Below are 13094 nucleotides of genomic sequence, written 5' to 3'. Positions count from 1 at the left end.
GGCTTACGCGGCCGTTAAGCGCCGCGTAACACCAGAGAGACATTGACGATCTGTAATGCGGCTGCCAGCACGACTAACATCACAATGTGCTGCCGGGCCTGGCGCCAGCCTTGCTGACGCCAAATCCAGAGTGCTCTGCCAATCAGCGTTAACACCGCTACCAGCAGTAAAACAGACTGCCACATCGATTAAAATACGCGTTTAAACGGTTTAACCGCCACTTTCTCATACACGCCAGCGGCAATGTACGGATCGTCATTAGCCCAGGATTGTGCGGTTTCCAGCGAGGAAAACTCGGCAATGATCACTGAACCGGTAAAACCTGCGGGACCCGGATCGTTGCTATCGACAGCGGGCATTGGGCCAGCGGCGATCAGTCGACCTTCATCCTGCAGTAACTGCAAGCGCGCGAGATGCGCAGGGCGTACGGAATTGCGTTTTTCCAGTGAATCTGCGGTATCTTCCGCATAAATGACGTAAAGCACGATGGGGTACTCCCGTTAGACTTGCCGAAATTGCGAGACACGTTAAGTGATCGTTAATCAGAGTGCAAATGAAAGATAAATCCACCGTCATATAGCGCAATCCCCGCTAAAAAACGCCTTTCTGCGAGTGGCTTACACATCGCTTATTGAAACTGATTGCTATTTGCATTTAAAATCTGCGCTTCACTCAATGAATATGACTGATATGACGACGTTGACTACGCCTCTTCCTACACGTACCCCCGTAGCTATGATCTTGTCCGTGGTACTCCACGGCTCGCTGATTGCGGGCATTCTCTATGCATCGTTTCATCAGACCATTGAGGTTCCGAAAGCATCCCAGCCAATCAGCGTGACCATGGTGGCGCCTGAAGTGCAGCCAGAACCGGCTCCCGCCGTGGTGACTCCGCCGCCGCCAGAGCCCGAACCTGAGCCGGAAGTCGCACCAGAGCCGCCTAAAGTCGAGCCCGTGCCGATTCCGAAACCTGAACCGAAGCCCAAGCCAAAACCGAAGCCCAAGGTAGAGAAAAAGGTCGAGCCGAAGCCGCGTAAAGAAGTGAAGCCGCAGGAGAATCCGGTTAAGCAGGATATCCCGACCACCCAGACGCGCCCGACCACGGCACCGAAAAGCAATCCAGCACCAACGCAGACCGTCTCTGATGGGCCGAAAGCGATGAACGTGAGCAAACCTGCCTACCCAGCGCGCGCGTTTGCGTTACGCGTGGAAGGGCGTGTACGCGTACAGTTTGATGTGGATAGCGATGGTCGTGTCGATAACGTGGAAATTCTCTCTGCCGAACCGCGCAATATGTTTGAGCGTGAAGTGAAGCAGGCCATGAAGAAGTGGCGTTATCAGCCAGGTCGTCCTGGCAAAGGCCTGACCATGAACATTGTGTTCCGCATTAACGGCGGCGCGAACATTGAGTAAGCCTGGGTTCGAGGCAAAGAAAAAGCGGTCATTGACCGCTTTTTTTATCGCTGTTAATCGGCAAGATTGCCTTTGCCAGGTGGCAGCGGTCGGGATTTTCCGGTGTTATCCACGGCAACGTAAACAAAAACCGCTTCAGTGGCGCAATACGTTTGACCGATTGGCTCAGACGAAACCTTCTTGATCCACACTTCTACATTGATGGTCATCGAACTGTTGCCGGTACGTATGCAACGCGCATAGCAGCTCACGACATCGCCCACGGCTACCGGTTTCAGGAACGACATGCCATCAACACGTACGGTGACCACACGACCTTCGGCGATCTCCTTGGCCATGATGGCACCGCCCATATCCATCTGTGACATCAACCAGCCGCCAAAAATATCACCATTGGCATTGGTATCCGCTGGCATCGCCAGGGTGCGCGACACCATTTCGCCTTGCGGCAATTTATGTTTTTCGTCCATTGCTCAGTTCTTCTGCAGGTGAAGAGAAGCCCGACAGTGCCGGGCGGAGTGGCTTATTTTTGTTCTTGTTGCGGCATCTGTCGCCAGATGTACACGCCGCTAAACAGAGTAAACAGTAGGGTCAGGCCGGTCAGACCAAACACTTTAAAGTTAACCCAAAACTCTTGTGATAACCAAAACGCAACATAGATATTTACCAGGCCGCAGACGAAGAAGAAGATGGCCCAGGCAATATTCAATCGACGCCACACAACGCCTGGCAGCTGCAGTTCTTTGCCGAGCATGCGTTGAATCAGCGGCTGTTCCATAAAGAACTGGCTATAAAGCAGGGCCAATGCGAACAGGGAATAGATCACGGTGACTTTCCATTTGATGAACTCATCGTTATGGAACACCAGCGTCAATGTGCCAAACACCGTCACCAGTGCGAAGGTGAAGAGCGTCATCTTTTCCAGTTTGCGATACAGCACCCAACTGACGACCAGCGCCAGGCCCGTGGCAACAATCAGGGCGCCTGAGGCGACAAAGATGTCGTACAGCTTGTAGAAGATGAAGAAAACTACCAGGGGAAGAAAATCAAGTAACTGCTTCATAGTGTTTCCAGTTAAGGCAGGAGCATTCAATTAAGGCGCTCCGCAGAGCGCCACTGCTGTTAACGTAACAGCATATACAGTCGGTACAAATAGATAATCAGAACCGCGGAGACCAGATTACCCAGCGCATTCATCACCACCGACGCGATGTTCACCGGTAGCACCGTGAGTGATGAAATAAGGAACATCAGCACAATCTTCGCCAGTAACCACAACACGATGGCGGGGGCGATGACTTTCATGTTCTTCCATGCCAGTTTCATACTGGCGCGCATCGCGCCAATCACGCCCATTTTCTCGCTGACCAGCATCACCGGTGCCAGTGACAGCAGAATCGCCAGAATCACGCCAGGCACCATCAATACCATAAAGCCGATTTGCACCAGCAGGGTAATCAGGAAGGTCTGCAGCAGCAGTTTCGGCAGCAGTGGCGCGGAGGCACCGATCGCTCGCAGCGCACTCACGCGTTGGCCATTCGAAACCAGCGGGATCAGGCACAGCATACCGCCCAGCAGCAGCGTGTTGCCGATCAGGGCAGCGAAGGTGCCGGCAGCTGAAGCACGCAGCAAGATGCGTTGCTGATCCGGTGACATATTCTGTACCAGTTCAAACAGTGAGGTTGCACTGTCGTCAGCCTGACTAAGAAGCGATAACTGGTCTTCGCCTGGGGTTAATGCATGACCGACAATCACCGTAATGAACGACGTCAGCAATGCCATCAGCACAATAGTAACCAGCTGATGACGCAGAAAATTTCCTGTGTCACGGTATAACGAGCTTGCCGTGATAGACATGTACTCTCCTTGATGGAACCGGGTTAATTAACCCGGCGATTGTACATGTTCTGTGGGCTGGCGGGCACCCGGAAGACCATAACTTTGTGTCATCTCTGGTAAAGAATAGGAAATTGTCACTCGCAACCGGTTCATAAAAGGTGCAAACCCACTTGATCTGCGTTCAAGCCCTCCTCAGCGGTTTTTCTTCTTGACGTGTAATGCCGGAAATTGATCTGAATCAATCCATTGTTTTTTAAGTGATTAATTTGAATTGATGCAGATGATCTTTTACCAAAAAAGGGTTAGATCTTGTGCCGCAAACCCGATTAAGACCTTACTTTTCTGCAAAGGAGTGATTATGAAACTGGCAAAATGCGCATTGCTCATGGCTCTGGCTATTCCTCAACTGGCACTGGCCCATCAGGCGGGTGATTTCTTCATGCGTGCCGGCAGCGCGACTGTTCGTCCAACCGAAGGCTCTGACAATGTGCTGGGTATGGGCGGCTTTAGCGTGAGCAACGACACCCAGCTTGGCTTGACCTTCACCTACATGGCGACGGACAACATCGGTGTTGAGCTGCTGGCGGCGACACCGTTCCGTCACAAAGTTGGCCTTGGTGCCACCGGAAATCTCGCTACCGTGCGCCAGCTACCGCCTACGCTAATGGCACAGTACTATTTCTTCGATAGCAGAAGCCCGGTGCGTCCGTATGTTGGGGTGGGTATCAACTACACCACGTTCTACGATGCCAAATTTAATCAAACCGGCCAGGACGCAGGCTTAAGCGATCTCAGCGTCAAAGATTCATGGGGTGTGGCGGGTCAGGTGGGGATGGATTATCAAATCAACCGTGACTGGATGCTAAACGCATCCCTGTGGTACATGGACATTGATACTACCGTGAAATTTAAAGCCAACGGTGAGCAGCAGAACATTAACACGCGCATCGATCCGTGGGTGTTCTTCTTTGGTGTGGGCTACCGTTTCTGAGGCAACAACCGAAACACAACGGGCGACCCGAAGGCCGCCCGCTGCATGATGGGTGCGCTGTTACTTAATCTGCATATTGTTAACCACAGATTTAACGCCTGCCACGCTGCGGGTCACCGTCACTGCACGGTTCGCCATCTGCGGAGAACTGACAAAGCCACTTAACTGCACTTTTCCTTTAAAGGTTTCGACGTTGATCTCGGTGGATTTCAGCGAGTCGTCATTCAACAACTGTGCCTTAACCTTGGTGGTGATCACCGTATCATCGATATAGCCCCCGGTCCCTTCCTTTGTTGCTGTTGGTGCACAGGCGCTCAGTGTGATCGCCATTACCGCAGCCATTAATAATCCTGCAACGACTTTGAAAAAATTCATTGGTTATCTCCCTGTCTTAGATGGTGTTTCACCGCAACGAGACGGTGCGATTAATTGTGGTATGCGCTTTTCAAATCGGCAAATCGCCTGGGGTGAAAAAGATGGAAATACGCGATTTTTACCACTTATTGATCCAATGAAGGCAGCAAGGCAAAAGGTAAGCTGGAAGAGCAGGGCAAAACTAACAATAAAACAACAAGACGATAAGCTGACAGGTGCAAATTGAAGCATCAGGCAGGGAAAACAATAATGAAAAAGCGTGCCATTCTGGCGATAGCGACGATTAGCTATCTGTCCTACCTCCAGCTATTTGCTTCACAAATTTTGCCGGTGCCCAGCGCACAGGCAGAACCGTTGATCAATCCACACCTTGGTACCCTGTGCAAGGCGGCTACCGCGCTGAGCTTTGGCCGCAACTTCAAAATTATGCAGCTGGACAAGGTGGATGAGCAGGTCGTGGCGTGGGTGCACTATATCCGGCCGTCCGACCAATCACGCTGGGCCGTGCGCTGCCGGGTCCAGGGCGAGAGAATTATCTTGATGTCAGATAATCCGGATAGCAGTGGACGCTGGCGTGAGGGGCCAGAAGACGAGAAGCTGACGTGGCAAATCAGAAACGACATGCTGACGATGAAGCTGAGATATCCTGATGGTTCGGGAGATGAGCAAACGTTCAGGCTGGAATAATCAAGAGAAGACCTTACTCGCAACCGCGAATAAGGTCTTAAAGATTTAGCGCGTACCGGCTTTCAGATCACTGACAAACGCTTTGAGTTCAGCTAACAGCGTGTCGGGATCGTTCTGGTTACGTTCGATGATCTTCACAATGGCTGATCCCGAAATAGCACCCGCCGCGCCCGCCGCGATGGCTTCTCTCACCTGGCTTGCTTCTGAGATACCAAATCCCTGCAACGGGGGTGCAGCGTGATATTCGCTCAGCTTCTCAATCAAATGATTCAGCGGTTGGCTGGCGCGATTTTCTGCACCCGTCACGCCCGCGCGCGACAACAGATAGGTATAACCGCGGCCGTGTGAGGCAATCTCCCGCAGCAAATCATCATCCGCATTCGGCGGGCAGATGAAGATTGGTGCAACGTTATGACGCATTGCAGCCTGACGGAACGGTGCAGACTCTTCAACCGGTACATCCGCCACCAGCACGGAATCAACGCCGACGGCTTCACACTGCGCGTAGAAGTTGTCGATACCTTTGCTGAACACCAGATTAGCGTACATCAACAGCCCAATCGGCAGTTCAGGATACTTCTGGCGCACGGCGGCAAGGATCTCGAAACACTGCGCGACAGTGGTACCCGCCGCAAAGGCACGTAAGGTTGCCCCCTGAATTGTTGGGCCGTCCGCCAGTGGATCGGAGAATGGAATGCCCAGCTCTAACGCATCGGCGCCACCGGCTACCAGGGTATCGATGATCTTCAGTGACAGTTCAGGGGTCGGATCGCCAAGGGTGACGAAAGGAACAAAAGCGCCTTCTTTCTTCGCCGACAGACGTTGAAACAGCTGATTATAACGTTCCATCAGATCTCTCCCCTAGCTTTCAAAATATCGTGAACGGTGAAGATGTCTTTGTCGCCGCGACCGGACAAGTTAACCACCAGCAACTGCTCTTTCTCTGGATTCTCGCGGATCATTTTCAGCGCGTGCGCCAGAGCATGAGAGGATTCCAGAGCCGGAATAATGCCTTCTGCACGACACAGCTCTTTGAAGGCTGACAGCGCTTCATCATCGGTAATCGACACATACTCGGCGCGACCAATGCTGTTGAGATGGGCGTGCTGTGGGCCGACAGAAGGGAAGTCGAGGCCAGCAGAAATGGAATAGGACTCCTCTATCTGGCCTTCCTCGGTCTGCATCATTGGCGCTTTCATGCCGAAGTAGATACCGACGCAACCGTGCTTAAGTGGCGCGCCGTGTTCGCCGGTTTCGATGCCGTGACCCGCGGGCTCAACGCCGATCAGACCGACGCTGGTGTCATCAATAAAGTCAGCGAACATGCCGATGGCATTTGAACCGCCACCCACACAGGCCAGCACCGCATCCGGCAGACGGCCTTCACGTTCCAGAATCTGCGCTTTGGTCTCTTCGCCAATCATGCGCTGGAATTCACGCACAATGGTCGGGAAGGGATGCGGACCGGCTGCTGTGCCGAGCATGTAGTGCGCGGTTTCATAGCTACCAGACCAGTCGCGCAGCGCTTCATTACAGGCATCTTTCAACGTAGCCGAACCACTGTGCACCGGAATCACTTCCGCGCCCATTAAACGCATACGGAACACGTTGGGTGACTGGCGCTCAACATCTTTTGCGCCCATGTAAATGCGACACTTCATGCCCAGCAGCGCGCACGCCAGCGCTGAAGCCACGCCATGCTGCCCGGCGCCGGTCTCAGCGATAATTTCATTTTTGCCCATGCGCTTAGCGAGTAGCGCCTGGCCCAACACCTGGTTGGTTTTGTGTGCACCACCGTGCAGCAAATCTTCACGCTTCAGATACAGGCGGGTTTTCGTGCCTTTGGTCAGATTGCTGCAAAGCGTTAATGCGGTGGGACGGCCAGCATAGTTTTTCAACAGATCGGTAAATTCAGCCTGAAATTCGGGATCGCGCTGCGCTTCAACAAAGGCGCTTTCTAACTGGCGCAGAGCGGGCATTAAAATCTGTGGAACATATTGACCGCCAAACTCGCCAAAGTAGGGATTCAATAACGTAGTCATCTTTCATCTTCCTTATGCGGCCCGCACATCGGCGGGCGAGCGAAATTAATAGGCGCGCAGCGTGCGGAATACCGCCGCGACTTTACTGGCATCTTTGATGCCGGGCGCGGATTCAACGCCAGAGTTAAAGTCCAGTCCGGCGCAGCCCAGTTGTGCAGCCTCTACACAGTTGTCGGCGCTTAATCCGCCGGCCAGCAGCACGTTGCTCAGGTCTTCACCCTGCAGCAGTGACCAGTCAAATCGCTGTCCGCTGCCGCCCTGGCCGTTATCGAACACGTAACGATCCACATGCGGCCAATCGCGGGCTGGAAGGCTGCCGCTAATACTCAGCGCCTTCCAAATTTTCACCTCTTCTGGCAGGGCGCTGCGCAGTTCTGCGACGAACGCCTGATCTTCATCGCCATGCAATTGCACAGCAGAAAGTTTAAGTGACGTGGCGTGCGTGACAACGTCACTTGCAGTGTTATTGCGGAATACGCCGACATACTTCAGTGGTGCAGCCGCTATTACATTTTGCGCTTGTTCGGCGCTGACTTTACGCGGTGAACCCTCAGCAAAGATCACCCCGCCATAAATCGCTCCTGCTTCGTGCGCAATACGCGCATCTTCAGGTCGGGTCAGGCCGCAGACTTTGTTGTCACCGAGCAATACACGACGCACGCCAGCATTCAGATCGGCTTCTTCCATCAGCGCGGAACCAATCAGGAAACCGTTGGCGAAGTGGCTCAGCTCACGCACTTGTGCGTAGTTATGGATGCCCGATTCGCTGATGACCGTGACACCGTGGCTTAAACGTGGTGCCAGTTGGCGGGTGCGATTCAAATCGATGGACAGATCGCGCAAGTCGCGGTTGTTGATGCCCACGACTTTCGCTTCCAGCGCAATGGCACGCTCCAGCTCTTCTTCATTGCTGACTTCAGTCAGTACGCCCATTTTCAGGCTATGCGCCACGGCGGCGAGCTGACGATATTGCTCATCATCCAGCACCGACAGCATCAGCAAGATGGCATCGGCCTGATAGTGGCGCGCCAGGTAGATTTGATAGGGATCGATAATGAAGTCTTTGCACAGCACCGGTTGAGTAATCGCGGCGCTGACGATGGGCAGAAATTCAAAATCACCCTGGAAATACTTCTCGTCAGTTAAGACGGACACAGCCGAGGCGTGATGACGATAAACCCCGGCAATGGTCGCAGGATCAAAATCTTCACGGATCAAACCCTTCGACGGTGACGCTTTTTTGCATTCCAGGATGAACACCGTGCGCGTGCCGCGCAGCGCATCGTAAAAGTGGCGTCCTGCAGGCTGCAAGCTGTTCTGGAAGGTCGCCAGCGGCTGCTGTACCTTGCGCGCTTCAACCCAGACGGCTTTATCCTGAACAATTTTCTCTAAAACGGTGCCCTTGATACTCATCTCATCCTCTCGCTGCCAGAGCAACAACGCGCTCGTAAGCCTGACCACTGCGAATTGCAGTGATGGCGCGCTGAGCGTTGTCGCGCAAATCTTCATTTCCGAATACTTTCAGCAACATTGCGACGTTCACCGCAACGGCCTGCTCATGGGCCGGCTGGCCTTTACCCTGGAGTAAACGCGCCAGAATGTCACGGTTTTCTTCCGGCGTGCCGCCCGCCAGTGCTTCTTTATCATGAAAGCCAAAGCCGAAGTCTTCTGGCGTTAACTGATAACCGGTGATTTCACCGTCACGCAGCTCAGCAACCTGGGTCGGACTGTGCAGCGCCACTTCATCCATCCCGCCGCCATGCACCACCGCCGCACGCTGATAACCGAGCACTTTCAAAGTTTGAGCAATCGGCAGCACCAGTTCCGGGCTGTAAACGCCGATGACCGCGAGTGGAGGCCGTGCCGGGTTAATTAAAGGGCCCAGCACGTTAAATAAGGTGCGGGTTTTTAACTGTTGACGCACCGGCATCGCATGGCGGAATCCGCTGTGATATTGCGGGGCGAACAGGAAGCAGACGTTCAGATCGTCCAGTGCCTTACGCGCTTTTTCCGCCGGCATATCCAGATCGATCCCAAAAGCGGCCAGCAGATCGGAAGAGCCGGATTTGCTCGAGACGCTGCGATTGCCGTGTTTTGCCACTTTCAACCCGCAAGTTGCCGCGACAAAGGCGCTGGCGGTGGAGATGTTAATGCTGTTGCTGCCGTCACCGCCGGTGCCAACGATATCGGCAAAGGTATAATTCGGACGCGGGAATGGTTTCGCGTCTTCCAGCAGTGCCGTAGCGGCACCCGCAATCTCTTCCGGGCGTTCGCCACGGACTTTCATGGCAATCAGCGCGGCGGCTAATTGGGTTGGCTCCAGCTGCCCTTTAATAATGGCGCTAAAAAGCTGGTGGCTTTCCGCCTGGCTCAGGGTTTGTGCCTGATAGAGTTTTTCCAGAATAGTTTGCATCATAATCTCCCTATTATTTCGCCAGCGCCCAGGCCAGCGTTTGCTCTAACAAACGTGCACCCTGGGTGGTGAGAATCGATTCGGGGTGGAACTGGAAGCCACACACACGGTCGGCATCATGGCGAACGGCCATGACCATGCCGTTGTAGCTGGCGTTAACGGTCAATTCGGCAGGCGTATTGCTGCCCACCAGCGAGTGATAACGGGCCACCGGCAGCGGATTGCTCAGGCCGCTAAACATCGCTTCACCATCATGATTAATCGAAGAGGCTTTGCCGTGCAGAATCTCACCGGCCTGGCCTACATGACCACCATAAGCCTCAACAATCGCCTGATGACCGAGGCAAATGCCAATAATCGGCAGGCGACCTCGCAGGGCTTGCAGCAGCGCAGGCATGCAGCCGGCATCTTTCGGTGCACCGGGGCCAGGGGACAGCATCAGCACCGGATTCTCCATCTGCTGCAGGCGTTCAATCAGTACGTCAGCAGGGACGTTATTGCGGTAAATCACCACGTTGTGGCCAAAGGTACGCAGCTGATCAACGAGGTTATAGGTAAAGGAGTCGATATTATCGAGCAACAGGATATCGGCCATCAGAAAATCTCCTTGCAATGATGGGCTGTGGCGATGGCACGTAATACCGCGCGCGCTTTATTGCGGCTTTCATCCGCTTCAGCCTGAGGCTGAGAGTCCAGTACCACACCGGCACCGGCTTGCACGGTGGCAACACCGTCTTCCACCCACGCGGAGCGAATCACGATGCAGGTATCCAAATCGCCGTGTGCGGTGAAATAGCCGACCGCACCGCCATAGCTGCCACGACGCGTACCTTCTTTCTCAGCGATTAACTGCATGGCACGCACTTTTGGTGCGCCGCTTAAGGTGCCCATGTTCATGCAGGCGCGATAAGCGTGCAGGACGTCAAGATCGTTACGCAGCGTGCCGACCACGCGAGAGACCAGATGCATCACGAAAGAGTAACGGTCGACTTTGGTCAGATCTGCCACATAGCGGCTACCGGGAACGCAAATGCGAGCCAGATCATTACGCGCCAGATCCACCAGCATGAGATGTTCTGCCAGCTCTTTATGGTCGGTGCGCATTTCCAGTTCGATACGGCTGTCGAGATCGCGATCCAGTGAACCATCGGCATGACGGCCACGTGGACGCGTACCGGCAATCGGGTAGATCTCAATCTGACGTGAAGTGGCGTCATACTTGAGTGAGCTTTCTGGTGAAGCGCCAAACAGCGCAAAGTCTTGATCCTGCATAAAGAACATATATGGGCTGGGATTGCTGTGCTTCAGCGTGTCATAAGCGGCCAGCGGAGAAGGGCACGGCAGCGAGAAGCGGCGCGATGGCACCACCTGGAAGATTTCGCCGATGCGAATCGCTTCCTGCATTTCACGCACCACGTTGCAATACTCTTCATCGCTCTGGTTGGTGCTCAGTGCCATTTGCTCAACGCGCTGAACTGGCAAGGCCGGGGCAGGCTGCGTCATTTGACCGCGCAGTTGCTCAACACGACTCTGCAAGCGCTGGAATTCGCTGGTGGACGGGCTGAACAAGCTCGCCTGCAGACGAGCGCTGCGCGTCTGGTGATCAATCACCAGCAGGGTTTCAGCCAGGTAGAAGCAGTAATCCGGGCAGCTTTGCTCGTTACGCAGTTCAGGTAAATCTTCGAATCCGGCCACCAGGTCATAAGCAAACAGGCCGCCGAGGAACATCGCTTCACGCTCTTCCGCCGGGCTGTTCACCAACTGCGGAATCAGGCGCAATGCGTCGAAAACAGATAATGCTTTCAGACGTGAATCTTCATCGTGCAGGCCCTGAGGCAGCGGGAAATGCAGCACGCGGCCATCAGGACGCGCTTCAATTCTGACATCCTGCGGCAGTGCTTCATCCAGCAGCGGCAGAATGGTGCGGCCGTTTTCTGACAGCGCCTGCAATGTCACCACGTTGCCCAGTGCGCTGATGCGCAGGGCGCTATCCACAATCAGTAAGCTTTTCAGATTCTTTTTGCTGTCGATATCGGCCGATTCAAGCAGCAGAGTTGCCGGACGTGCGCCGCAAATTTGATGGAACACTGCGGCCGGATCTTCGCGGTAGGGCGCGGTACCGGTAATCAACTTCAATGTAGGTTTCGCATTAGCCATTATTGTCATCTCTGAATTTCGCTCAAAAAAAAGCCCGCTCGGTGGCGGGCTCAGGTATCTGCACAGTGGTTACGCATGTTGTGCACGACGACGTCGCCCGTTTAAAGGATTATCGCGCCACCAACCTTTTGCATGCGTACCAAAATTAGCCATAATGAGATACCCGTTACGTGTGAACTTGTGTACTAGTTAACTGGTTCAGGTGAAAAAAGTCAATACCCTTTTTCAGTCAGGGGCAAAATCGTTATCATGCCAGCCGAGTTAAGTTGCTGCTGGAGTTACCTTGTCGGATATTGCCCGTTTTCCCCTTTACGATTTACACAGCCATACCCAGGCGTCTGACGGTTTGCTGACCCCAACCGAGTTGGTGCAACGTGCCGTCGAAATGAAAGTAGGGGTACTGGCGATTACCGATCACGACACCATTGCTGGCGTGGCAGAAGCGCAAGCCGCCGTGCTGGAACAGAATCTACCGATTCGTATTCTGGCCGGATTAGAAGCCTCTACATTGTGGGAAAACCACGAAATTCATATCGTAGGTTTGAATGTGGATTGCCAGCACCCGGCGCTGACCTCGTTTCTTGAGCAACAGCATCAATGCCGTGTTGAACGGGCTCAGCTGATCGCAGAACGCCTCGAACGTGCCCGCATTCCTGACGCGTGGGTTGGGGCGCAACGCCTGGCGCAGGGCGGTGTCATCACCCGCGGTCATTTTGCCCGTTATCTGGTCGAGATCGGTAAAGCCGATAACATGGCGCAAGTGTTCAAGAACTATCTTGCCCGTGGGAAAACCGGCTATGTGCCGCCGCAATGGTGTACAATTAAACAAGCTATTGATGCCATTCATCATTCTGGCGGCGTTGCGGTACTCGCACATCCGGGCCGCTATGGATTGTCTGCAAAGTGGCTTAAACGACTGATTGCCCATTTCGCCGAGGTCGGTGGTGATGCAATGGAAGTGGCGCAGTGTCAGCAGGCACCCAACGAGCGCACGCAGCTCGCGACATATGCGCGCGACAATAAGCTGGCGGGATCGCAGGGATCAGATTTTCACCAACCCTGTCCGTGGATAGAACTGGGGCGCAAATTATGGTTGCCAGGCGGCGTTGAACCCATCTGGGAGCGCTTTCCTGCGCTAGCGCCCGCCGTAACTCTTGCAGACAGGTGACATGAGGTT

The 13094-nt window shown here is 54.0% G+C and carries 15 protein-coding genes, 1 pseudogene and 1 other annotated feature; of the genes and pseudogenes, 5 read left to right on the top strand and 11 right to left on the bottom strand.

The window, feature by feature from the left end; genetic code table 11:
* Nucleotides 1–14: 14 nt before the first annotated feature.
* Nucleotides 15–185 (bottom strand): hypothetical protein, encoded by a 171-nt coding sequence (locus VH86_RS25890; RefSeq protein WP_166936081.1) that lies wholly within the window; start codon nt 183–185, stop codon nt 15–17.
* A 3-nt stretch (nt 186–188) separates the two neighbouring features.
* Nucleotides 189–485 (bottom strand): YciI family protein, encoded by a 297-nt coding sequence (locus VH86_RS05220; RefSeq protein WP_034828845.1) that lies wholly within the window; start codon nt 483–485, stop codon nt 189–191.
* Between the two features lie 205 nt (nt 486–690).
* Here VH86_RS05220 and tonB point away from each other — a divergent pair, with 205 nt between their 5' ends.
* Complete coding sequence (gene tonB, locus VH86_RS05215) at nt 691–1413, top strand: TonB system transport protein TonB (protein ID WP_176505717.1); 723 nt, start codon at nt 691–693, stop codon at nt 1411–1413.
* A gap of 53 nt (nt 1414–1466) precedes the next feature.
* Here tonB and yciA read toward each other — a convergent pair whose 3' ends face one another.
* From yciA to VH86_RS05200, 3 genes are read right to left on the bottom strand one after another with little or no spacing between them, the layout of a single operon-like run.
* On the bottom strand, nt 1467–1883 hold the full coding sequence (gene yciA, locus VH86_RS05210; protein ID WP_045832158.1) for an acyl-CoA thioester hydrolase YciA: 417 nt from the start codon (nt 1881–1883) through the stop codon (nt 1467–1469).
* A 53-nt stretch (nt 1884–1936) separates the two neighbouring features.
* Nucleotides 1937–2476, bottom strand: coding sequence for a septation protein A (locus VH86_RS05205; protein WP_038646666.1), 540 nt, complete (start codon nt 2474–2476; stop codon nt 1937–1939).
* A 59-nt stretch (nt 2477–2535) separates the two neighbouring features.
* Nucleotides 2536–3270: a YciC family protein gene (locus VH86_RS05200; RefSeq protein WP_045832157.1), complete on the bottom strand. Its 735-nt coding sequence runs from the start codon at nt 3268–3270 to the stop codon at nt 2536–2538.
* A 340-nt stretch (nt 3271–3610) separates the two neighbouring features.
* On the opposite strand from VH86_RS05200, the gene ompW reads away from it, so the two are divergent.
* Nucleotides 3611–4243: an outer membrane protein OmpW gene (ompW, locus tag VH86_RS05195; RefSeq protein WP_038646668.1), complete on the top strand. Its 633-nt coding sequence runs from the start codon at nt 3611–3613 to the stop codon at nt 4241–4243.
* A 60-nt stretch (nt 4244–4303) separates the two neighbouring features.
* Here ompW and VH86_RS05190 read toward each other — a convergent pair whose 3' ends face one another.
* On the bottom strand, nt 4304–4618 hold the full coding sequence (locus VH86_RS05190) for a BON domain-containing protein (protein ID WP_034828856.1): 315 nt from the start codon (nt 4616–4618) through the stop codon (nt 4304–4306).
* Between VH86_RS05190 and VH86_RS25685 the strand changes: the two genes are divergently transcribed.
* Nucleotides 4563–4844, top strand: coding sequence for a hypothetical protein (locus tag VH86_RS25685; RefSeq protein WP_197080195.1), 282 nt, complete (start codon nt 4563–4565; stop codon nt 4842–4844). The two genes, VH86_RS05190 and VH86_RS25685, sit on opposite strands and share 56 nt — an antisense overlap.
* A gap of 23 nt (nt 4845–4867) precedes the next feature.
* Nucleotides 4868–5305: a hypothetical protein gene (locus VH86_RS05185; RefSeq protein WP_052696557.1), complete on the top strand. Its 438-nt coding sequence runs from the start codon at nt 4868–4870 to the stop codon at nt 5303–5305.
* Between the two features lie 45 nt (nt 5306–5350).
* Here the strand turns inward: VH86_RS05185 and trpA are convergent, their stop codons facing one another.
* The 5 genes and pseudogenes from trpA to VH86_RS05155 all read right to left on the bottom strand — a co-directional run bounded on the left by trpA (nt 5351) and on the right by VH86_RS05155 (nt 11917).
* Nucleotides 5351–6154 carry a tryptophan synthase subunit alpha gene (gene trpA / locus VH86_RS05180; protein ID WP_045832156.1) on the bottom strand — a complete coding sequence of 268 codons (804 nt, stop codon included), beginning with the start codon at nt 6152–6154 and terminating at the stop codon, nt 5351–5353.
* Nucleotides 6154–7347, bottom strand: a complete 1194-nt coding sequence (trpB, locus tag VH86_RS05175; RefSeq protein ID WP_045832155.1) for a tryptophan synthase subunit beta — start codon at nt 7345–7347, stop codon at nt 6154–6156. The genes trpA and trpB overlap by 1 nt, the downstream gene beginning before the upstream one ends.
* A gap of 45 nt (nt 7348–7392) precedes the next feature.
* Complete coding sequence (gene trpCF / locus VH86_RS05170; protein ID WP_045832154.1) at nt 7393–8760, bottom strand: bifunctional indole-3-glycerol-phosphate synthase TrpC/phosphoribosylanthranilate isomerase TrpF; 1368 nt, start codon at nt 8758–8760, stop codon at nt 7393–7395.
* 1 nt (nt 8761) lies between these two features.
* A pseudogene (gene trpD / locus VH86_RS26085) lies at nt 8762–10355 on the bottom strand (bifunctional anthranilate synthase glutamate amidotransferase component TrpG/anthranilate phosphoribosyltransferase TrpD).
* Complete coding sequence (locus tag VH86_RS05155; RefSeq protein ID WP_045814393.1) at nt 10355–11917, bottom strand: anthranilate synthase component 1; 1563 nt, start codon at nt 11915–11917, stop codon at nt 10355–10357. Before VH86_RS05155 ends, trpD begins: the two are co-directional and overlap by 1 nt.
* Before the next feature lie 24 nt (nt 11918–11941).
* Nucleotides 11942–12046, bottom strand: a sequence feature (Trp leader region).
* Nucleotides 12047–12200: 154 nt separating this feature from the next.
* Here VH86_RS05155 and VH86_RS05150 point away from each other — a divergent pair.
* Nucleotides 12201–13085, top strand: a complete 885-nt coding sequence (locus VH86_RS05150; protein ID WP_045832153.1) for a PHP domain-containing protein — start codon at nt 12201–12203, stop codon at nt 13083–13085.
* Nucleotides 13086–13094 lie beyond the last annotated feature (9 nt).

It is taken from the genome of Pantoea sp. BL1, from assembly GCF_000963985.1.
GTDB classification, from domain to species: domain Bacteria; phylum Pseudomonadota; class Gammaproteobacteria; order Enterobacterales; family Enterobacteriaceae; genus Pantoea; species Pantoea rwandensis_B.
Note: the sequence above shows the minus strand (reverse complement) of the source record. Positions and strands in the feature narration are given on the sequence as shown.

Excerpts from the sequence above, each read along its gene's own strand:
- VH86_RS25890 (WP_166936081.1), bottom strand. The coding sequence starts at position 185 with ATGTGGCAGTCTGTTTTACTGCTGGTAGCGGTGTTAACGCTGATTGGC.
- tonB (WP_176505717.1), top strand. The coding sequence starts at position 691 with ATGACGACGTTGACTACGCCTCTTCCTACACGTACCCCCGTAGCTATG.
- yciA (WP_045832158.1), bottom strand. The coding sequence starts at position 1,883 with ATGGACGAAAAACATAAATTGCCGCAAGGCGAAATGGTGTCGCGCACC.
- VH86_RS05205 (WP_038646666.1), bottom strand. The coding sequence starts at position 2,476 with ATGAAGCAGTTACTTGATTTTCTTCCCCTGGTAGTTTTCTTCATCTTC.
- VH86_RS05200 (WP_045832157.1), bottom strand. The coding sequence starts at position 3,270 with ATGTCTATCACGGCAAGCTCGTTATACCGTGACACAGGAAATTTTCTG.
- ompW (WP_038646668.1), top strand. The coding sequence starts at position 3,611 with ATGAAACTGGCAAAATGCGCATTGCTCATGGCTCTGGCTATTCCTCAA.
- VH86_RS05190 (WP_034828856.1), bottom strand. The coding sequence starts at position 4,618 with ATGAATTTTTTCAAAGTCGTTGCAGGATTATTAATGGCTGCGGTAATG.
- VH86_RS05185 (WP_052696557.1), top strand. The coding sequence starts at position 4,868 with ATGAAAAAGCGTGCCATTCTGGCGATAGCGACGATTAGCTATCTGTCC.
- trpA (WP_045832156.1), bottom strand. The coding sequence starts at position 6,154 with ATGGAACGTTATAATCAGCTGTTTCAACGTCTGTCGGCGAAGAAAGAA.
- trpB (WP_045832155.1), bottom strand. The coding sequence starts at position 7,347 with ATGACTACGTTATTGAATCCCTACTTTGGCGAGTTTGGCGGTCAATAT.
- trpCF (WP_045832154.1), bottom strand. The coding sequence starts at position 8,760 with ATGAGTATCAAGGGCACCGTTTTAGAGAAAATTGTTCAGGATAAAGCC.
- VH86_RS05155 (WP_045814393.1), bottom strand. The coding sequence starts at position 11,917 with ATGGCTAATGCGAAACCTACATTGAAGTTGATTACCGGTACCGCGCCC.